The sequence below is a fragment of the Streptomyces sp. NPDC096176 genome (assembly GCF_044763255.1).
Classification (GTDB): Bacteria; Actinomycetota; Actinomycetes; order Streptomycetales; family Streptomycetaceae; genus Streptomyces.
The window spans coordinates 71,986-88,988 of the sequence record NZ_JBIWFV010000010.1 but is presented as its reverse complement, the minus strand read 5'-3'; the positions used below and the strand labels follow the sequence as shown (position 1 = coordinate 88,988).

At 70.4% G+C, this 17,003-nt stretch carries 10 protein-coding genes and 1 pseudogene; all 11 read right to left on the bottom strand.

Features of this window, described 5'->3' with window-relative positions:
- Positions 1–20: 20 nt before the first annotated feature.
- Positions 21–749: a Crp/Fnr family transcriptional regulator gene (locus ACIQ7Q_RS25980; protein WP_403866736.1), complete on the bottom strand. Its 729-nt coding sequence runs from the start codon at positions 747–749 to the stop codon at positions 21–23.
- A 343-nt stretch (positions 750–1,092) separates the two neighbouring features.
- Complete coding sequence (locus ACIQ7Q_RS25975; protein WP_403866733.1) at positions 1,093–3,687, bottom strand: polynucleotide kinase-phosphatase; 2,595 nt, start codon at positions 3,685–3,687, stop codon at positions 1,093–1,095.
- Complete coding sequence (locus ACIQ7Q_RS25970) at positions 3,684–5,228, bottom strand: 3' terminal RNA ribose 2'-O-methyltransferase Hen1 (RefSeq protein WP_403866730.1); 1,545 nt, start codon at positions 5,226–5,228, stop codon at positions 3,684–3,686. Before ACIQ7Q_RS25970 ends, ACIQ7Q_RS25975 begins: the two co-directional genes overlap by 4 nt.
- A gap of 76 nt (positions 5,229–5,304) precedes the next feature.
- On the bottom strand, positions 5,305–6,219 hold the full coding sequence (gene mmuM, locus ACIQ7Q_RS25965) for a homocysteine S-methyltransferase (RefSeq protein WP_403866727.1): 915 nt from the start codon (positions 6,217–6,219) through the stop codon (positions 5,305–5,307).
- Positions 6,220–6,235: 16 nt separating this feature from the next.
- Positions 6,236–7,159 carry an LLM class F420-dependent oxidoreductase gene (locus ACIQ7Q_RS25960; RefSeq protein WP_403866724.1) on the bottom strand — a complete coding sequence of 308 codons (924 nt, stop codon included), beginning with the start codon at positions 7,157–7,159 and terminating at the stop codon, positions 6,236–6,238.
- Between the two features lie 72 nt (positions 7,160–7,231).
- The gene (locus ACIQ7Q_RS25955) at positions 7,232–7,717 is read right to left on the bottom strand and encodes a DUF6099 family protein (protein ID WP_403867145.1); all 486 of its coding nucleotides are present in this window, start codon (positions 7,715–7,717) and stop codon (positions 7,232–7,234) included.
- A 190-nt stretch (positions 7,718–7,907) separates the two neighbouring features.
- Entirely contained in the window at positions 7,908–8,240 is a 333-nt protein-coding gene (locus ACIQ7Q_RS25950; RefSeq protein WP_403866721.1) for a nucleotide pyrophosphohydrolase, read from the bottom strand.
- Positions 8,237–9,532, bottom strand: coding sequence for an AAA family ATPase (locus ACIQ7Q_RS25945; RefSeq protein WP_403866718.1), 1,296 nt, complete (start codon positions 9,530–9,532; stop codon positions 8,237–8,239). The genes ACIQ7Q_RS25950 and ACIQ7Q_RS25945 overlap by 4 nt, the downstream gene beginning before the upstream one ends.
- Positions 9,533–9,587: 55 nt before the next feature.
- Positions 9,588–9,986, bottom strand: a complete 399-nt coding sequence (locus ACIQ7Q_RS25940; protein WP_403866715.1) for a cell division protein SepF — start codon at positions 9,984–9,986, stop codon at positions 9,588–9,590.
- An 83-nt stretch (positions 9,987–10,069) separates the two neighbouring features.
- A complete protein-coding gene (pulA, locus tag ACIQ7Q_RS25935; RefSeq protein ID WP_403866712.1) occupies positions 10,070–15,487 on the bottom strand; it encodes a pullulanase-type alpha-1,6-glucosidase in 5,418 nt (1,805 codons plus the stop codon).
- Positions 15,488–15,584: 97 nt separating this feature from the next.
- Positions 15,585–16,964, bottom strand: a pseudogene (locus ACIQ7Q_RS25930) (alpha-amylase family protein); the annotation flags it as partial.
- Between the last annotated feature and the right edge of the window lie 39 nt (positions 16,965–17,003).

Sequence of the window (17,003 nt, the reverse complement as noted above, 5' to 3'; positions counted from 1 at the left end):
GCGACGGGCGATGTAGCCGTTTACACAAGTGGCGGCTTTTTTCTCGCCGTTCTTCGCTGCGGCGGTTGTTCGCGGCCATCGGCCAGCAGCCGCAGCAGGTCCATGTCGGTGACGATCAGGCGGCGGTGCGCGGTACGCACCACGCCCTGTTCGCGCAGGAGGCGCAGCGCCTTCGCCACGGCCTCCCTGGTCGCGCCTATCGCCGCCGCGAGGTCGTGCTGCGGCAGGGGCAGGTCGATGACGGTGCCTTCGTCGCAGAGGCGGCCCACCCGTCGGCCGAGCTCGACCAGTCGCGCGGCGAGCCGCTGCAGCACCGAAACGGAGGCCAGCGACCGGCGTTCGACGTCCGAGCTGCGCAGCCGCGCGCTGAGCTGGCGCATGATCAGCGCCGTGGCCTGGGGCCGGGCGGCGAGAAAGCTGCGGAAGCGCTCCCCGGACACGGCCACGGTGCGCACGTCGCCGAGCGCGGTCACCGTGGCGCTGCGCGGGCCCCGGTCCACGGCGGCGAGGTCGCCGACGACCTCGCCGGCGCCCCTCAGGGCGAGGATGAGGCGCCCTCCGCGGTCGGTGTCGACGGACACCACGGCCCATCCCGAGAGCAGCAGCAGTACGAAGGTGCTGGTGCCGCGCTCCTGGATCATGACCGCGCCGGATTCGTAGACGCGGGGGGCTCCGAGGGCGATGAGGGTGGCACGGTCCTGCGGAGTGAGGGCATCGAGAAACGAACTACCCCCTCCGAACAGACTCATCGTTCGCCCCCCGCAGCGGATGTGCTGGCCCGTCGGGGGACCACTTCCTACGCCGGTGTGTCGTCCCGCGCCGTGGGCTCACGAGGCACTCGGTGCCCAGAGGTGATCAATGGTCACTCTGCGTCGGGGCAACGACGCTATGGGCCGGTCACCGGTCGGTCAATATGACCTGAAAGGGTCTTGGAGGCACATGGGGGCGCACTGGGCAACGCGCGGGCGCATGCCCTCGTGCCGTACCTCCCGGGTGAGCCCCCGGTCGCCTTCTCGGCCGCCGGCACGAGTCCTGCCCCCGGCACGACGCCCCGACCGCCGGGGAGGCGACCGGGGTCTCGTGCCGTTCCGCTCACAGACGCGGGTCGACCGGCTCCGACTCCAGCGCCAGCACCGCGAACACGGCCTCGTGGACGCGCCACAGCGGTTCGCCGTCGGCCAGGCGGTCCAGCGCCTCGAGCCCCAGGGCGTACTCGCGCAGGGCGAGCGAACGCTTGTGGTTCAGGAACCTGCCGCGCAGCCGCTCCAGGTTCCGCGGGCGGGTGTACTCGGGGCCGTAGATGATGCGGAGGTACTCACGGCCGCGCACCTTGATGCCCGGCTGCACGAGCCGGCCCTTGCCGTCCCGCGCGAGTGCCTGCAACGGCTTGACGACCATGCCCTCGCCGCCCCGCCCGGTCATCTCCAGCCACCAGTCGACACCCGAACGCACCGAGGCTTCGTCGCCGGTGTCGACGACCAGCCGACGGGTGACCTGGAGCAGGCCGGTGGGGTCGTGCTCCACCAGCCGGTCCAGCCAGGCCAGTTGTTCGTCGTGCGGCACCGCCGCGAGCGAGCGCCCCCGCACCGCGAGGATCTGGAACGGCGCGAGGCGCACCCCGTCGAGTCCGTCCGTGCTCCAGCAGTAGCGCCGGTACGCCTCGGTGAACGCGGCCGCGTCGGCGGCGCGCTCGTGCTGCCGCTCCAGCAGCCCGTCCACGGCGGCGCCACGCGCCGCCGCGGCCGCGAGGGCAGCGGTCGCGCCCGGCAGTGCGGCACCGGACGCGGCGCCGACCGCGGCGTACTGCGAACGCAGCAGACCGGACGCCTTGAGGGACCAGGGCATCAGCTCGGCGTCCAGCAGCAGCCAGTCGGTCTCGAGCTCGTCCCACAGCCCGGCGGCGGTGACGCCGGTGCGCAGGCGTTCGAGGATCTCCTCGGTGACCGCGGGGTCGTCGAAGAAGGGCCGCCCGGTGCGGGTGTGGAGTGCGCCCGTAGGGCCTCTCCGCTGGCCGTCGTCGCGGGAGGTACCCCCACCAGCACCGAACCGCTCGCGTGCGACGTCGGCGTCCCGGCAGACCAGCGCCACGGCACGCGAGCCCATGTGCTTCTCCTCGCACACGACCTTGGCGACACCGTCGGACCGGTACTGAGCGAAGGCCTCCGCCGGGTGCTCCAGGTAGCCCTCCTCCTTCGACGTGGCGGTCGGCGCCATGGTCGGCGGCAGATACGCCAGCAGGCGCGGGTCGATCGCGAAGCGGCTCATGACCTCGAGCGCGGCGGCGGCGTTCTCCTCGCGCACGCCGATGCGGGCCATGTGGCGGGTCTCCACGACTCGCCGGCCCTGCACATCGGCGAGGTCCAGCGGCCGGCCCTCACGGCCGCCCGGCGCCTCCGTGACGAGCGGCCTGACCGGCTCGTACCAGACCTTCTCCGCCGGCACGTCGACCAGTTCCCGCTCGGGCCAGCGCAGGGCGGTCATCTTCCCGCCGAAGACCGCGCCCGTGTCGAGGCAGATGGTGTTGTTGATCCATGAGGTGTTGGGCACGGGTGTGTGGCCGTAGACAACCGCGGCCCGGCCCCGGTAGTCCTCCGCCCACGGGTAGCGGACGGGCAGCCCGAACTCGTCGGTCTCGCCGGTCGTCTCCCCGTACAGCGCGTGCGAGCGGACCCGGCCGGAGGTGCGGCCGTGGTACTTCTCGGGCAGTCCGGCGTGGGCGACGACGAGCCGGCCCTCGTCGAGCACGTAGTGGCTGACAAGTCCGTCGATGAACTCCCGCACCTGCGCACGGAAGGCGTCGTCCTCCTTCTCCAGCTGTTCGATCGTCTCCGCGAGCCCGTGGGTGTGCTGGACGTTTCTGCCCTTGAGCCAGCGTCCGAGCTTGTTCTCGTGGTTGCCGGGCACGCACAGGGCACTGCCCTCGGCGACCATGCCCATCACCCGGCGCAGTACGCCGGGGCTGTCCGGGCCGCGGTCGACGAGGTCTCCGACGAAGACGGCGGTCCGGCCCTCGGGGTGTACGCCGTCCGCATAACCGAGCTTGGCGAGCAGGGTCTCCAGCTCGGAGCTGCAGCCGTGGATGTCGCCGATGATGTCGAACGGTCCGGTCAGGTGCCGCAGGTCGTTGTAGCGGCGCTCGAGGACGATTCCGGCGCTGTCCGCCTCCTCGACGCTGCGCAGGATGTGCACCTTGCGGAAGCCTTCACGCTCCAGGCCGCGCAGCGAGCGGCGCAGTTCGCGGCGGTGGCGCGCGATGACGTGGCGGGGCATGTCGGAGCGGTCGGGGCGGGTCGCGTTGCGCTGCGCGCAGACCTCTTCCGGCACGTCGAGCACGATCGCGATCGGCAGGACGTCGTGCTCACGCGCCAGCCGGACCAGCCGGCGGCGGCTCTCCAGCTGCACGTTGGTCGCGTCGACGACGGTCAGGCGCCCGGCGGCGAGCCGCTTGCCGACGATGTAGTGCAGGACGTCGAAGGCGTCGCCGCTGGCGCTCTGGTCGTTCTCGTCGTCGGCGACCAGGCCGCGGCAGAAGTCGGAGGAGATGACCTCGGTCGGTTTGAAGTGCTTGCGCGCGAAGGTCGACTTGCCGGAGCCGCTGGCCCCGACGAGGACGACGAGGGACAGATCGGTCACCGGGAGTCGGCGGCGGCCGGGGGTGCTGCCGGTGGTGTTCTCTGTGGTGCTCATGCGGCCTTCGCCTCCTTCGCCTTCTCCGTGATCTCAGCCTTCTCGGCCTGCTTCGCCTTCCCGGCGTTCTCCCTCTCCGGGTCGGTGGCCCCGTCGGTGGTCCCGTTCATCTCGAACACCGCCATCTGCGTGGGCGGGCCCACCTCGGGGTCGTCGGGCCCCACCGGCACGTATCGGACCTCGTAGCCGTGCCGCTCCGCCACCCCGTCGGCCCACGTGCGGAACTCCTCGCGGGTCCACTCGAACCGGTGGTCGCCGTGGCGGACATGGCCGGCGGGCAGCGTCTCCCAGCGGACGTTGTACTCGACGTTGGGGGTCGTCACGAGCACCGTCCTCGGCCGGGCCGAGCCGAACACCGCGTACTCGAGCGCGGGCAGCCGCGGCAGGTCGAGGTGCTCGACGACCTCGCTCAGCACGGCCGCGTCGTATCCCGCAAGACGCTTGTCCGTGTACGTGAGCGAGCCCTGCATCAGCTTGACCCGGGCCGCCTGGCGCTCGCCCATCCGCTCCAGCTTGAGCCGCCGTCCGGCGATGGTCAGCGCCCGCACCGAGACGTCCACGCCGACGATCTCGGTGAAGCGGACGTCCTTGAGCAGGGCCTGTACCAACTGGCCCTGACCGCAGCCCAGGTCGAGCACCCGGCTCGCCCCCGTCGTGCGCAGCGCGTCGAGGATGGCCTCCCTGCGCTGCTCGGCGAGCGGGACGGGACGCTCCTCGGTGTCGGTGGTCTCGTCCACGGCGTTGTCCACGTCCTCGACCTGGAGGTCGTCGGCCTCCGCGAGACGCGCCAGCTCCAGGCGCTCCATGGCCTGCCGGGTCAGCCCCCAGCGCCGGGACAGATAGCGGCTGGTGATCAGCTTCTGCTCGGGGTGCTCCGCGAGCCAGCCCTCGCCGGCGCGCAGCAGCTTGTCGACCTCGTCCGGTGCGACCCAGTAGTGCTTGGCATCGTCGAGGACGGGCAGCAGGACGTAGAGCTGGCGCAGCGCGTCGGCGAGCCGCAGCTCTCCTTCGAGCACCAGCTGTACGTAGCGTGAGGCGCCCCATTCGGGGAACGTCGCGTCCAGCTCGACCGGTTCGGCCTTGACGGAGCTCCAGCCGAGCGGCCCGAAGAGCTTGCCGACCAGTTCGGCGCCGCCTCGCGCCGGCATCGCGGGCACCTCGATGCGCAGCGGCAGCGGTGCGTCGACCCGCTCGGGCAGCGCGGCGCAGACGCCGCGCAGGGCGCTCTTGAAGACTGTGCTCAGGGCCACGGCCAGCAGGGACGACGCCGCGTACGGACGGTCGTTGACGTACTGCGCGAGCGCCGAGTCGGGGGCGCCGCCGCGGCCCTTGCCCTTGCCGCGCCGCACCAGCGCCACCGGATCCACCTCCAGGAGCAGCGCTGCCGTGCACCGCTCGGCCGACGCCTCGGGGTAGAAGACATGAGCCGTGCCGTGCGAGGTGGAGAACGCCTGCGCCTTGTCAGGATGCTTGTGGAGCAGGAAGCCCAGGTCGGTCGCGGGACGCTCACGGGTGCCAGTGGTACTGATCGTCAGGAACACGCGTTTGAGTATCGTCCAGTCGGTCGGCCCCGACCAGGGGTTTTCGCCGCGGACTGGACCGGGCGGTCCGCCTTCGTCACTTTTCCTCCTCCTCGGCCAGCAGCCGCGCGAGTTCCCCGATGTCGCGCGGCCCGACCCGGCAGCAGCCACCGATCAGACGGGCGCCGGCCGCACGCCATTCGCGCACCTGGGCCGGGTCGTAGGCCGACCCGCCCCGCCAGGCCCGTCCGGCGGCGTCCCACCGTTCGCCGCTGTTGGGGTAGACCACGGCGGGCTTGCCGGTCACCTCGCAGGCGAGCGCCGCCGCGGCCACGGTTTCGCCCGGATCGCAGCAGTTGACCCCGACGGCGATCACCTCGTCGCGGCCGGCCGCCAGGGCGAAGGCCTCGGCCGCGGGCCGGCCGGCCCGCGTCCTGCCGTCCGCGATCGTGTACGACAGCCACACCGGCACTCCGCACCCTTCCGCGGCGTCCAGCAGCGCCTGTGCCTCGTCCGCGTCGGGCACGGTCTCCAGCGCGAGCACGTCGGGGCCGGCCGCCGCCAGTGCCTCGATCCTCGGCCGGTGGAAGCGCTCGAGCTCGCGCACACTCAGCCCGTAGCCGCCGTGGTACTCGCTGCCGTCCGCGAGCATCGCGCCGTAAGGCCCGACGGAGGCGGCGACCCACACCTCGTGGTCGGCCGCCTCCGCCGCGGACCGCGCCAGGTCGACACTGCGGCCGAGCAGCCGGTGGGCTTCGGCAGGGCCCAGACCCCGCCGGGCGAACCCCTCGAAGGTGGCCTGGTAGCTCGAGGTGATGAGCACCTGCGCACCCGCCCGTACGTATGCCGTGTGCGCTGCCTCGATCTGCCGCGGGCCGTCGACGAGCAGGGCGGCCGACCAGAGACTGTCGGACAGGTCGCACCCCTGGGCCTGCAGTTGATTGGACAGACCGCCGTCGAGCACAAGGGTTCCTTGGGCGAGGGCGGCGGCGAGCGTACGGACGGGCCTCACATCTGCTCCCGGTGGATCAGGTCAGCTGGGTCTGGACCTGGGACGAGATCAGCTCCAGGTGGTCCAGGTCGTCGAGGTCGAGCACCTGGAGGTAGATGCGCGAAGCTCCGGTCTCGGCATAGCGGCCGATCTTGTCGACGATCTCCGCGGGCGAGCCGGCCAGTCCGTTCGCCTTCAGCTCGTCCACGTCGCGGCCGATCGCCGCGGCACGGCGGGCCACCTCCGCGTCGTCCTTGCCGGCGCACACCACCAGCGCGTTCGAGTAGACCAGGTCGTCCGCGGCACGACCGGCCTTCTCTGCGGCAGCGCGCACCCTGCCGAACTGCCGCTCGGTGTCCTCCAGCGAGGCGAAGGGCAGGTTGAACTCGTCCGCGTACTGCGCGGCGAGGCGGGGTGTGCGGGTCGCTCCGTGGCCGCCGATCAGCACGGGCACCTTCTGCTGGGCGGGCTTGGGCAGGGCCGGCGAGTCGGTCAGCTGGTAGTGCGTGCCCTCGAAGGAGAAGGTCTTGCCGGTCTCCGTGGCCCACAGACCCGTGATGATCGCCAACTGCTCCTCCAGTCGTGCGAACTTCTCCTTGGGGAACGGGATGCCGTAGGCCTTGTGCTCCTCCTCGAACCAGCCTGCGCCCAGGCCCAGTTCGACACGGCCACCCGACATCTGGTCGACCTGGGCGACCTGGATCGCCAGCACGCCCGGCAGCCGGAAGGTGCCCGCGGTCATCAGCGTGCCGAGACGGATACGCGTGGTCTCACGCGCCAGTCCGGCCAGGGTGATCCAGGCGTCGGTCGGCCCGGGCAGGCCGTCGGCGGAGCCCATGCTCAGATAGTGGTCGGAGCGGAAGAAGGCGTCGAAGCCCAGGTCCTCAGTGGCTTTGGCAACGGTCAGCAGGGTGTCGTAGCCGGCACCTTGCTGGGGCTCGGTGAAGATTCGAAGATCCATGCTTCCATCCTGCACCTTCGGCCACCGGCCCGTCGCAGCCCCTCGCGGGCCAGGACCGCTCGCCCGCCGGCCTCAGGGCCCCGCCCGGCCGCGGACGGTTTCCGGCGGCCGGTCCGGCTCGCGGGCCGCGAGCCGGCGCAGCATGCCGCGCACCCGGTCGCTCGACTCATCGGCGGTGTCTATCGTCTCGATGCACTGCCAGTACAGACCCTCGTCGTCGGTGGCGCACGCGACGCCGACCAGTGCGATGCCCACGTCCCCCAGCAGCACGTTCAGTCCGAGCAACGTGGCCTCCGGGTCGGCCACTTCGGTCAGTTGTGTGGCCCGGACGGAGCCGCTGCGCACCATCGGATGGTCGAGCACGCCGCAGCCACGGCCGCCGGTCTCGCTGAGGCCCCTGGCCTCGCCTCTCAGCTCCAGCGGTCCGCTGAGCGCGATACGGGCCCCGATCGCCTGCGCGAGGGCCTGCGCCTGCCAGGCCTCCGCGACGATGTCCGGCACTTCCCGGCTCTGAGCCAGCGCATGTCGGCAAACCTTGACGAGCCGTTCTGCGTCCATGTACGCGCCCCCGTTCGTACGACTGTCCACCCATCGAGTTCATTACCCAGAGTGAAGCCCGTTGAGCCGAAAAGCCAGGGGAATTCGGAAATCTATGGACAGCAAGCCCGTTGTGGATAACTTGATGACTCCATAGAGTGATGAAATTGTGCCGTGCACCCTGTTGAGCCCGCCCGTTCGCCTTCGGTTCTCACTTCCGCGGAAAACGGATCTCGTTCCGGTCGATCTTCTCCGACAGCGCCTGAAGGGCGTCGATCCCGAGCACCTCGCAGAACTGCAGCAGATACGCCAGCACATCGGCGACCTCGTCCCGCACCCGGTGCGCCACCTCCTCGTCCTCCATCACCCGGGCCGACTGCTCAGGGGTCAACCACTGGAAGATCTCCACCAGTTCGGACGCCTCGACGCTCAGCGCCACAGCCAGGTTCTTCGGGGTGTGGTACGGCTCCCAGCCGCGCGCCGCTGCGAATTCGGCCAGCCGGCGCTGCAGCGCTTCGACATCCAGCCCGTCGTCTCTCGTCACGGCACCAGGTCTACCACCGTCACGCCGCCGATCTCCCGCGCGCACGAGCCGTCGGTGACCGTCCCCACCAGCCTGATGTGACCCCGGGCGCACATCTCGGCGCCCAGCGCGATGAGTTGGCGCGTCTGCGCCGGGTCGAGGCTGCGGTCGAAGCCGTCCGCGAGAACCGACAACGACTGGTAGGCCACCGGCACCTCGGCCACCTGGTCCATGGCGAGCACCCCTGGACCGGTGAGCAGCACCAGGGCGAGACCCAGATACCTGAGCTCGCCATCGCCGAGCCGCCCCACCGGAGTCGACCCTCCGGCGCCGCCCCGTGCCAGCAGTGCGCGCACCCGCCCGTTCGCCAGTTCCTCGACGGCCAGGTCGTCCACGGCTCCCGCGCACCCCATCCGTGCCGCCGCCGTGAGCCGCGCATGCCGCTTGGCGCATTCGCTGCGGGTGCGGTGCAGCACGGCGGCCAGGTTGTCGCAGCCACGGCGCAGCCGTCCCGCTCCCGCGGGCACCGGCTCGCGCATCAGCTCCGGCCGCGGGTCGCAGGCGAAGACCGAGCGCAGTGCGACGACCACCTGCTCGGCCGCCGCGAGCACCTGTAGCTGCTCGTCTGTCCTGCCCGCGACGTGCAGCGGCAGCAGCGCCGTGCCGAGCCGGTCGTCGGGCAACGGCCCGCGGGTGACGCCCGCGGAGCCCGCGGTGAGCCAGGCGGCCTCAACGACGGAGCGCCCCGGATCGCGCAGCGCCGTGTTCAGGAGGGTGCGTCCGCCGCAGGTCAGCCGCTCCCCCGCGATGCGCAGACGTGGTTCGGCCTGCACCGCCAGATCGAGCAGGACCGGACCGGCGGGTCCGTCGACCGTGCAGCCGATGCGGAATCCGCGCCGCCCCTGCCGGTCCGCCACCGCCCGCTCGGGGACGCACTCGGAGGGCTCGGGGAAGGCGGTGGTGAGGTCGTTTCCCGCGCAGAGGAGGGCCAGTGCCTCGTACGCAGCCAGGGCGCTCGACTTGCCGCTGCCGCTGGCGCCCGCGAAGAGCGTCATGGGGCCGAGCGGGAAGGCGGCGGAGCGATGGGACCTGAAGGAGGAGAGCCGCAGTTCCGTGACGGCCGGACGGGCCTTGGCCGAGCTGGTGCCGACCGAACGGGCTCCGGCCGGGCGGGCGGTGGCGGGGTCGGCGCCGGCCGGTTGTGCGCCGGCCGAGCGGGCGTTGACCGGCGGGCGGGAGTTGACCGGCCGGCGGGCGGCGGCCGCCCCGCCCGGTGACGTCTGCGGGTCGACGACCAGCGTCTTCTCGTCCATGAGCGGGACGTTACGCAGCCCGCGACACGCCGAACCGTTCCGCCTCGGGGCCTTCCTACGAATGGGGGACGGCGGCCGCGGCGATCCCCTCGACCTCGGTACCGACAGGCGCGAGCAGGAAGACGTTCCGGTCGACCCGGTGCATTCCGCTGCCGAGTCCGAACACGACTCCACTGGTGAAGTCGAGGATCCGCTTCGCGACGTCGGTCTCCGCGCCGGTGAGGTCGAGCAGTACCGGCGTCTGGTTGACCAGGTACTCCGCGACCTCGCGCGCGTCGGCGAAGACCTGGACCCGCAGTACGACGAAGCGACGGTTCTCGGGGGCCGCGTACTCCCGTGCCACGGTGCGGTGATCGGCCCTCGACGGCCACTCGTTGCGACTGCGCAGTGGCACTACCTGGGCCAGGCCCTCCCACTGCTCGTCGGTGACGTCGTACCTCTCGTACCTACTCATGGCTCCATCCTCGCTCCCCTCACCCGTTCGGCCCAACAGCGACACGGGTGAGGGGAGGGGAACCTTGTGTGACGAAGCGCTCGTCAGCCGCGCTCGAACACGGCGACCGTACGCGCCGGGACCGTGAAGGTGCCCGAACTCGCTTCGTAGGACGATGCCTTGACGACATCGTCCGCGCCGGACCGCTGGACGGGATGCAGGGCGTAGCCCTTGCCGGCCAGAGTCCCGACCCGCTGGGTCTGCTGCTCGGGCGTGGCGTTGAACACCACCACGAGGTCGTCGAGCCGCATCGTGATCACACCAGGGGTCTCGTCCTTCCCGGACAGCGGGAAGGACAGCGCCGACTGCACCTGACCCGCGGTGCTCAGGCCGAAGGCCGGCTCACCGGTGCGAATCTCGAGCAGGTCGCGGTAGGCGGCGGCGGTGCCGTTGATCTCCGCACAGCCCACGGTCAGTGACGGGGCGGTCAGCAGCGGGCGGGCGAAGCCCCACTTGGACTTGTTGTCGGCCTCCGGAGGCAGACCGCGGCCGAAGCCGTTGCCGTCCCGGCAGTCCCAGTGGATGGCGTTGAACCAGTCACCGCTGTCGTACGAGTTGCGGTCCAGCGACTTGGAGCGCAGCAGGTCGGTTCCCGCCTGGGAGAGCGCGGGACCCTGGGACAGCGCGGAGGTCGCCATCGCGAGCACCTGCATACGGGCTCGGTCGGACGAGGAGGTGCCGGCCGGGAGTTTGAAAGCGAGCGCGTCGTACAGCGACTCGTTGTCGTGGGCGTCGGAGTAGGCCAGGGCGTCACCGGGTGCGGCTGCGTAGCCCGCCGGGGCGCCGTTGTAGTCGACCTCGGAACCCTTTACGGTGCGGCCGCCGGTGTCGGTGAAGGAGTAGGACGCGAGGTTGCCGGACAGACCGACCTTGATCAGGTCCTGGTAGTGCAGCAGCCGCGCCTTCTGCTCGGCCTCGGTGCCGTTGGCCTTCGAGGTGTTGGGGTCGGTGTAGAGACCCGAACCGAAGCCCTGCACACCGGGGTCCTCGTCGAACGGGCCGCCGCCGCGGACCGCGTCGCGAGCCCGGTCGGAGAACGTCGCGATGCCGGTGCCGGCCATGTTCTTCTGAGTGGCCTGGACGAAGCGGGCGTCGTCGGCGATCTCTCCGAAGTTCCACCCCTCCCCATAGAGAATGATCTTCTTTCCGTCCACGCCGTCACGCTCGAGCGTCAGCTCGTCGAGTGCGGCGCGCACCGCCAGGATGTTGGCCTTCGGGTGGTGGCCCATCAGGTCGAAGCGGAAGCCGTCCACCTTGTAGTCGCGCGCCCACGTCACGATCGAGTCGACGACGAGCTTGCCCATCATGGCGTTCTCGGGCGCGGTGTTCGCGCAGCATGTGGAGGTGGCGACACTGCCGTCGGCCAGCAGGCGCTGGTAGTAGCCCGGTACGACCTTGTCGAGCACGGACTTGTCCGACTGGCCGCTTGCCACGGTGTGGTTGTAGACCACGTCCATGACGGTGCGCAGCCCGTCCTCGTTCAGGGCCTTGACCATCTGGCGGAACTCGACGGTGCGCCGGGTGCCGTCCGGGTCCGTCGAGTAGGAGCCTTCGGGGACCGTGTAGTGCAGCGGGTCGTAACCCCAGTTGAAGGCGTCGTTGGCCGCGGCCTTCGCGACGCATGCCTGCTGCTCCGCGGAGTCGGGCGCGTAGATCTTCAGGTCGCACTCGGGCTGCTGCTGCTCGGACTTCTTCTCGGGGATGGTGCCGATGTCGAAGGCGGGCAGCAGATGGACGTACGACGTGCCGGCGCCGGCGAGGTCCCGCAGGTGCTTCGAGCCCTTGCTGTCCTTGTCGGTGAAGGCGAGGTAGGTGCCTTTGTGGTCGGCCGTGGGGTCCGCGACGGAGAAGTCGCGGATGTGCAACTCCTGGATCTGGGCGTCCTTGAGGGGCACAGCCGCCGGCTTCCTGAGCGTCGACCAGCCCTTCGGGGCAAGGGACGTGTCCGTGAGGTCGGCGACGACGCTCTGCTGCGAGTCGGTGGTCAGCGCGAGTGAGTAGGGGTCGGTGACCTTGTTGGTGACGACCTTCTGGACGCTGGGCGCCCAGACCTTCACGTGGTACCGGTAAGCGTCGCCCTTCCAGTTCTTCCTGCCCTTGGCGGACCAGACGCCGCTCATGTCGTCGCGTCGCATCGCGACGGTCTTCCCGTCGAGTTCCAGGGAGACCTGCTGGGCGGTCGGCGCCCACAGCCGCAGCGTCGGCACACCCTTGCGGTCGAAGGTGGCGCCGAGGTCGGCCTTGGTGGCCTTCGCGGCGTACAGGTCGTCGAGTACGCCGGCGATCTGGACGCCCGTGGCGGTCAGGGCCGCCCCGTTGGCGGCGTACTGCGCCGCCACGACCTGCCCGCGCAGCGCCTCACGCACCCGGTCGCGGTCGCGCGGGTCGACGCTGTACGCGTTGTACGCCTTGAGGTGGGGGAACTTCGCCTTCTGGGCGTCGCTCAGCTCCGACTCGTTCAGCCGCAGCACCTGCCGGTCGCCGGTGAGGGCGCCGCCCTCGACGGCGATGGAGCCGTCGCGGGAGTAGAGGAGCGCGCTGGAGGCGGCGGCGTCGCTGCCGTTCCAGGCGACGGTGTTCTCGTCGATCCACACGGCCTTCGACGTGGTGAGGTCCAGTGCCGCGCCGCCCCCCTTGGGCTGGGGCAGCAGGTACTTCTGCTGCCCGGCAAGCATCCACACCTCGTGGCCGGTGGCCTTGAGGTCGAGCGACTGGTCGGAGGGCAGGTCCTTCTCGTCGCCCTTGTGCAGGATGTAGCTGAGCGAGGTGGCCCCGGGCGCGAGCGGCACTTCGTACACCGCGCCGAACGCGTCGGTCCGAACGGGCTCCAGCGGCTTCGACCAGTCGGTCGGGTTCGCGGCGCCGGTCCAGGTGTGCAGGCCCCAGCCGGCGTAGTCCCCGTCGGCGCGCTTGTAGTGCAGGACGGCCTTCGTCGTGTCCTGGGGCGGGTAGGCACCCTCGGGGGCGGCGCTCAGGACCTCCGGCTTGCCCTGCTCGATCCACACCTCGCCCGTCCTGGACAGGTCGATGGCGCGGTCGGCGTCGGTGTCCTTCACTCCGTCCTTGTTCACGACGATGAAACCGACGGAGGAGGCACCGGGCTTGAGCTTGACGTACGCGAAGGCGCCGTAGGCGTCGCGGCCGGTGAACGGCTTGCCGGCGGGCCAGGTGGTGCCCTCGCCGTCCGCGATGTCGCCCCACGTGTACAGGCCCCAGTCGGCGTAGTCTCCCCCAGAGCTTCCGGCCTGGGAGGCGCCCCCGTCCGTGCGCTTGTAGTGGACGATCGCGTAGTCGCGCCGGGTGGCGGTCGGCGGCTGCTCCACGGCGGGCGCGCCGCTGGTGGCGGAGGCGGTCGCGCTCGCGATGCGGCCCGCGCTGTCGACGACGACGGCCTTGTAGCGCAGGGCCGTTCCGGCCGGGGCGGTGACCTTGTGCGTGACCTTGTAGGGGGCGTGGTCGGCGGTGCCGAGGACCTGCCACTTGGCGTTGCCGGTCTGGGCGGCGAAGACGACGCGGTTGAGCTGTCCGCCGTCGACGTCGGCGGAGATCTCCACGGTGCCGGTGGCTCCGTCCGCGGGTGCCTTCAGCGTGAGCGACGGCTTCGCGGCGGGCGCGGCGAGCGGCTTCGTCGCCTTCAGCACCAGGGAACCCAACGCCGGGACGGTCACCTTCACTGTGGAGTCCGTGCCGCTGGTGACTTTGGTGTCACCGCCGTGGATCGCGGTGAAGTCCATGCCGGCGGAGCCGGTGGGGATCTCGACGGTCTTCGCCTCGGTGGCGCTGTTCACGGCGACGACGTACTCCGCCTTCGCGCGGGCGTCGGTACGGGAGAAGGCGTACACCGAGCCCTCCGCGTACCGTTCCTGCTGGATGCCGTCGCGCAGCGCCGGGTTCGCCTTCGTGAGTTTCGCCAGCGCGGCGATCTGCCGGTACAGCGGATGCGTGGTGTCGTACGCGTCCTTCGCGTGCGTGCGGTCGGTGCCGATCTGGTCGTCGTCCAGGTAGTCGGCGGTCTTGGAGGCGAACAGGGTCTGGCGGGAGTCCTTGTCGCCGCCGGCGCCAGTGTAGCCCTGCTCGTCGCCGTAGTAGACGACCGGGTTGCCGCGGCTGAGGAACATCAACTCGTTGGCGAGCCGGTACCGCGCCAGCAGCTCGTCGTCGTCCGCCTTCGCGTTGTCCTGCCGCAGGAAGGTGCCGAAGCGGCCCATGTCGTGGTTGCCGAGGAAGGGCACCGATTCGTAGGCGTTGGCCTTGTCGGTGGTGTAACGGTAGTCCTGTGCGAAGAGGTTCGCCGGCTTGTCGGCGGAGCCGCCCTGCGAGGCGAAGCTGCGCACCGCGTCCTGGAAGGGGAAGTCGAGCGTGGCGTCAAGGCGGCCCTCGGTGACGTACTTCGAGGTGATGGCCGGGTCGGCCGAGTAGACCTCGCCGAACATGAAGAAGTCGTCGCGGCCCCGCTTTGCGGCGTACTCGTCGAGCGCGGTGGCCCACTGGGTCCAGAACTCGGTGTTGACGTGCTTGACCGTGTCGATGCGGAAGCCGTCGATGCCGAAGTCGCGGACCCAGCGCTGATAGATCTTCGCCATGCCTTCGACGACCTCGGGACGCTCGGTCCACAGGTCGTCCAGCCCGACGAAGTCGCCGTACTCGGAGGACTCGCCGGCGAAGGTCGAGTCACCCCGGTTGTGGTACATCGTCGGGTCGTTGAGCCAGGACGGGACCTTGAGGTCCTTCTTGGCCGCGGGGACGACGGGGGTACGGGGGAAGGAGTCCTCGTCCGTCGCGGGGAAACGCTTCGTCCCGTCCGCGTGGTCGGCGTCGTCGAACGGAACGCCGTCCTTCGTCAGATACGGGAAGGCGCCCTTGGAGAGGTAGCCGTAGGACTTTTCCTCGTAGTCGACGACGTCGGCGGTGTGGTTGGTGATGACGTCGAAGAAGACCTTCATGCCCTTGGCGTGGGCCTTGTCGATCAGCCGCTCGAGGTCGGCGTTGGTGCCGAAGTGCGGGTCGACCTGGGTGAAGTCGGTGATCCAGTAGCCGTGGTAGCCGGCGCTGGCGTCCTTCCCCTCCCCCTGCACGGGCTGGTTCTTGAAGATGGGCGCCATCCAGATGGCGGTGGTGCCGAGTCCCTTGATGTAGTCCAGCTTCTCGGTGAGCCCCTTGAGGTCTCCGCCCTGGTAGAAGCCCTTGTCGGTGGGGTCGTAGCCGGTGGTGAGGCGCGAACCGGTCAGCGCGCCGCGGTCGTTCCTCGTGTCGCCGTTCGCGAACCGGTCGGGCAGGACGAAGTAGAACTGCTCGCGGGTCAGGTCGTGGCGAGTCGGCTCGGCGGCCAGTGCGCGGTCCGACGGGGGCGGGGGCGGCTTCGGTGCCGCTGCCGCCGGGAGGACGGAAACGAGCGCCGCGACCGTCGCCGTCGCCACGACGACGGCCGCGGCCGGACGCAGCGGGAGGCTGGGGCGTATCAAGGGGTATCTCCTGGATGAGGCTGGACGAGGGTGTGGAGAGCCGCGCCGCCCCACGCCCGGGGACCCGGGGGGGGCGGCCCGTTGAACGGAGAGGTCAGCCGCAGGTCCTTGCCCCGGTGTGCAGGGCGACCGCGGTGTTGGGGCCGAGCATCGCCGTGAACTGGCCGGAACCGTTCACCGTGACGGGCGTGTTGTTCTGCACATTGCAGTAGGTGCCGGCGGGCAGTGAGGTCTGGAACGTGCGGTTCAGCGTCCACGTCTCGTGGTTGATGGCGACATATGCCTTGGAGCCGCGCCCGAACGCGATCTGGTCCCCGCCGTTGTCCCACCAGTTGGTGACGCCCTGGCCGCGGGACGCATTGCGCAGGGCGACCATCGAGGAGATCTCGCGCCAGGCGTGCTGGCACTTCCAGCCGTCGCTGTAGCAGGCGTTCACGGTGCCGCCGTTCGGCGGACCGGCGTCCTTGTCGGACCATTCGTAGCCGGAGTGGACGTCGGGCGAGCCGTACGGCCAGGCCAGCATGAAGACGCCTGCGAGGGTGTAGTTGGCGCCGTCCTTGTAGTTGAGGGTGTCGCCGCCGCGCTCGGTGTCGTGGTTGTCGACGAACACGGCGGACTTGTCGGACTGCATGTAGCCCCAGCCCTCGCCGTAGTTCTTCAGGTAGGCGAGGTTCTCGTTGTTGAAGACGCGCTTGAGGTCACGGGCGTAACGGAACTCCTGGACGTCGCCGTTGCCCAGGTACTCACTGGGCGAGACCGCCTCGCCGGCGCCGTATATGGCTTCCTGCTTCCAGTACACGGACGGGTTGGTGAGCTTGCTCTTGACGGCGGCCAGATCGCTCGCCGGCATGTGCTTCGCGGCGTCGATGCGGAAACCGTCGACGCCGAGGGACAGCAGGTCGTTCAGATAGCCGGCGATCTTGGTGCGGACGTACTCCTCACCGGTGTCGAGGTCGGCGAGGCCCACCAGTTCGCAGTTCTGGACGTTGCCCCGGTCCTGGTAGTTGGTGATGGAGGCGGTGCAGTTGTCCATGTCCCACGACGCGTACAGGCCGGGGTAGTCGTACTTGCTGTACGAGGAGCCGCCGGTGCCCGTCCCGGCGCCCGCGGCCATGTGGTTGATGACGGCGTCGACGACGACCTTGACGCCCGCCGATTGGCAGGCGTTCACCATGCTCTGGAAGGCGGCGCGGTCTCCGAGCCGGCCGGCGATCCGGTAGCTGACGGGCTGGTACGAGGTCCACCATTGGCCGCCCTGGATGTGCTCCTGGGGCGGTGACACCTGGACGTACCCGTAGCCGGCAGGGCCGAGGGTGTCCGTGCAGGCTTTGGCGACCGAGGCGAACGTCCACCCGAACATCACCGCGGTGACGTCCTTGTCGCCCGGCGGGGCGGCCTGAGCGGGACTGGGTGCCGTGACGGCGACGGCGGCTCCTGCCACTACGGCGAGCGCCGCGGCCACGGTTCTGCTGGCCATGAATCCTCCTGGGCTCACAGGAAGGTGCGGATGCGAGGG

What these genes read in the sequence shown, in the direction of transcription:
- ACIQ7Q_RS25945 (WP_403866718.1), bottom strand. Translation starts at nt 9,532, where the DNA reads ATGGACGAGAAGACGCTGGTCGTCGACCCGCAGACGTCACCGGGCGGG.
- ACIQ7Q_RS25940 (WP_403866715.1), bottom strand. Translation starts at nt 9,986, where the DNA reads ATGAGTAGGTACGAGAGGTACGACGTCACCGACGAGCAGTGGGAGGGC.
- ACIQ7Q_RS25960 (WP_403866724.1), bottom strand. Translation starts at nt 7,159, where the DNA reads ATGGATCTTCGAATCTTCACCGAGCCCCAGCAAGGTGCCGGCTACGAC.
- ACIQ7Q_RS25980 (WP_403866736.1), bottom strand. Translation starts at nt 749, where the DNA reads ATGAGTCTGTTCGGAGGGGGTAGTTCGTTTCTCGATGCCCTCACTCCG.
- ACIQ7Q_RS25975 (WP_403866733.1), bottom strand. Translation starts at nt 3,687, where the DNA reads ATGAGCACCACAGAGAACACCACCGGCAGCACCCCCGGCCGCCGCCGA.
- ACIQ7Q_RS25955 (WP_403867145.1), bottom strand. Translation starts at nt 7,717, where the DNA reads ATGGACGCAGAACGGCTCGTCAAGGTTTGCCGACATGCGCTGGCTCAG.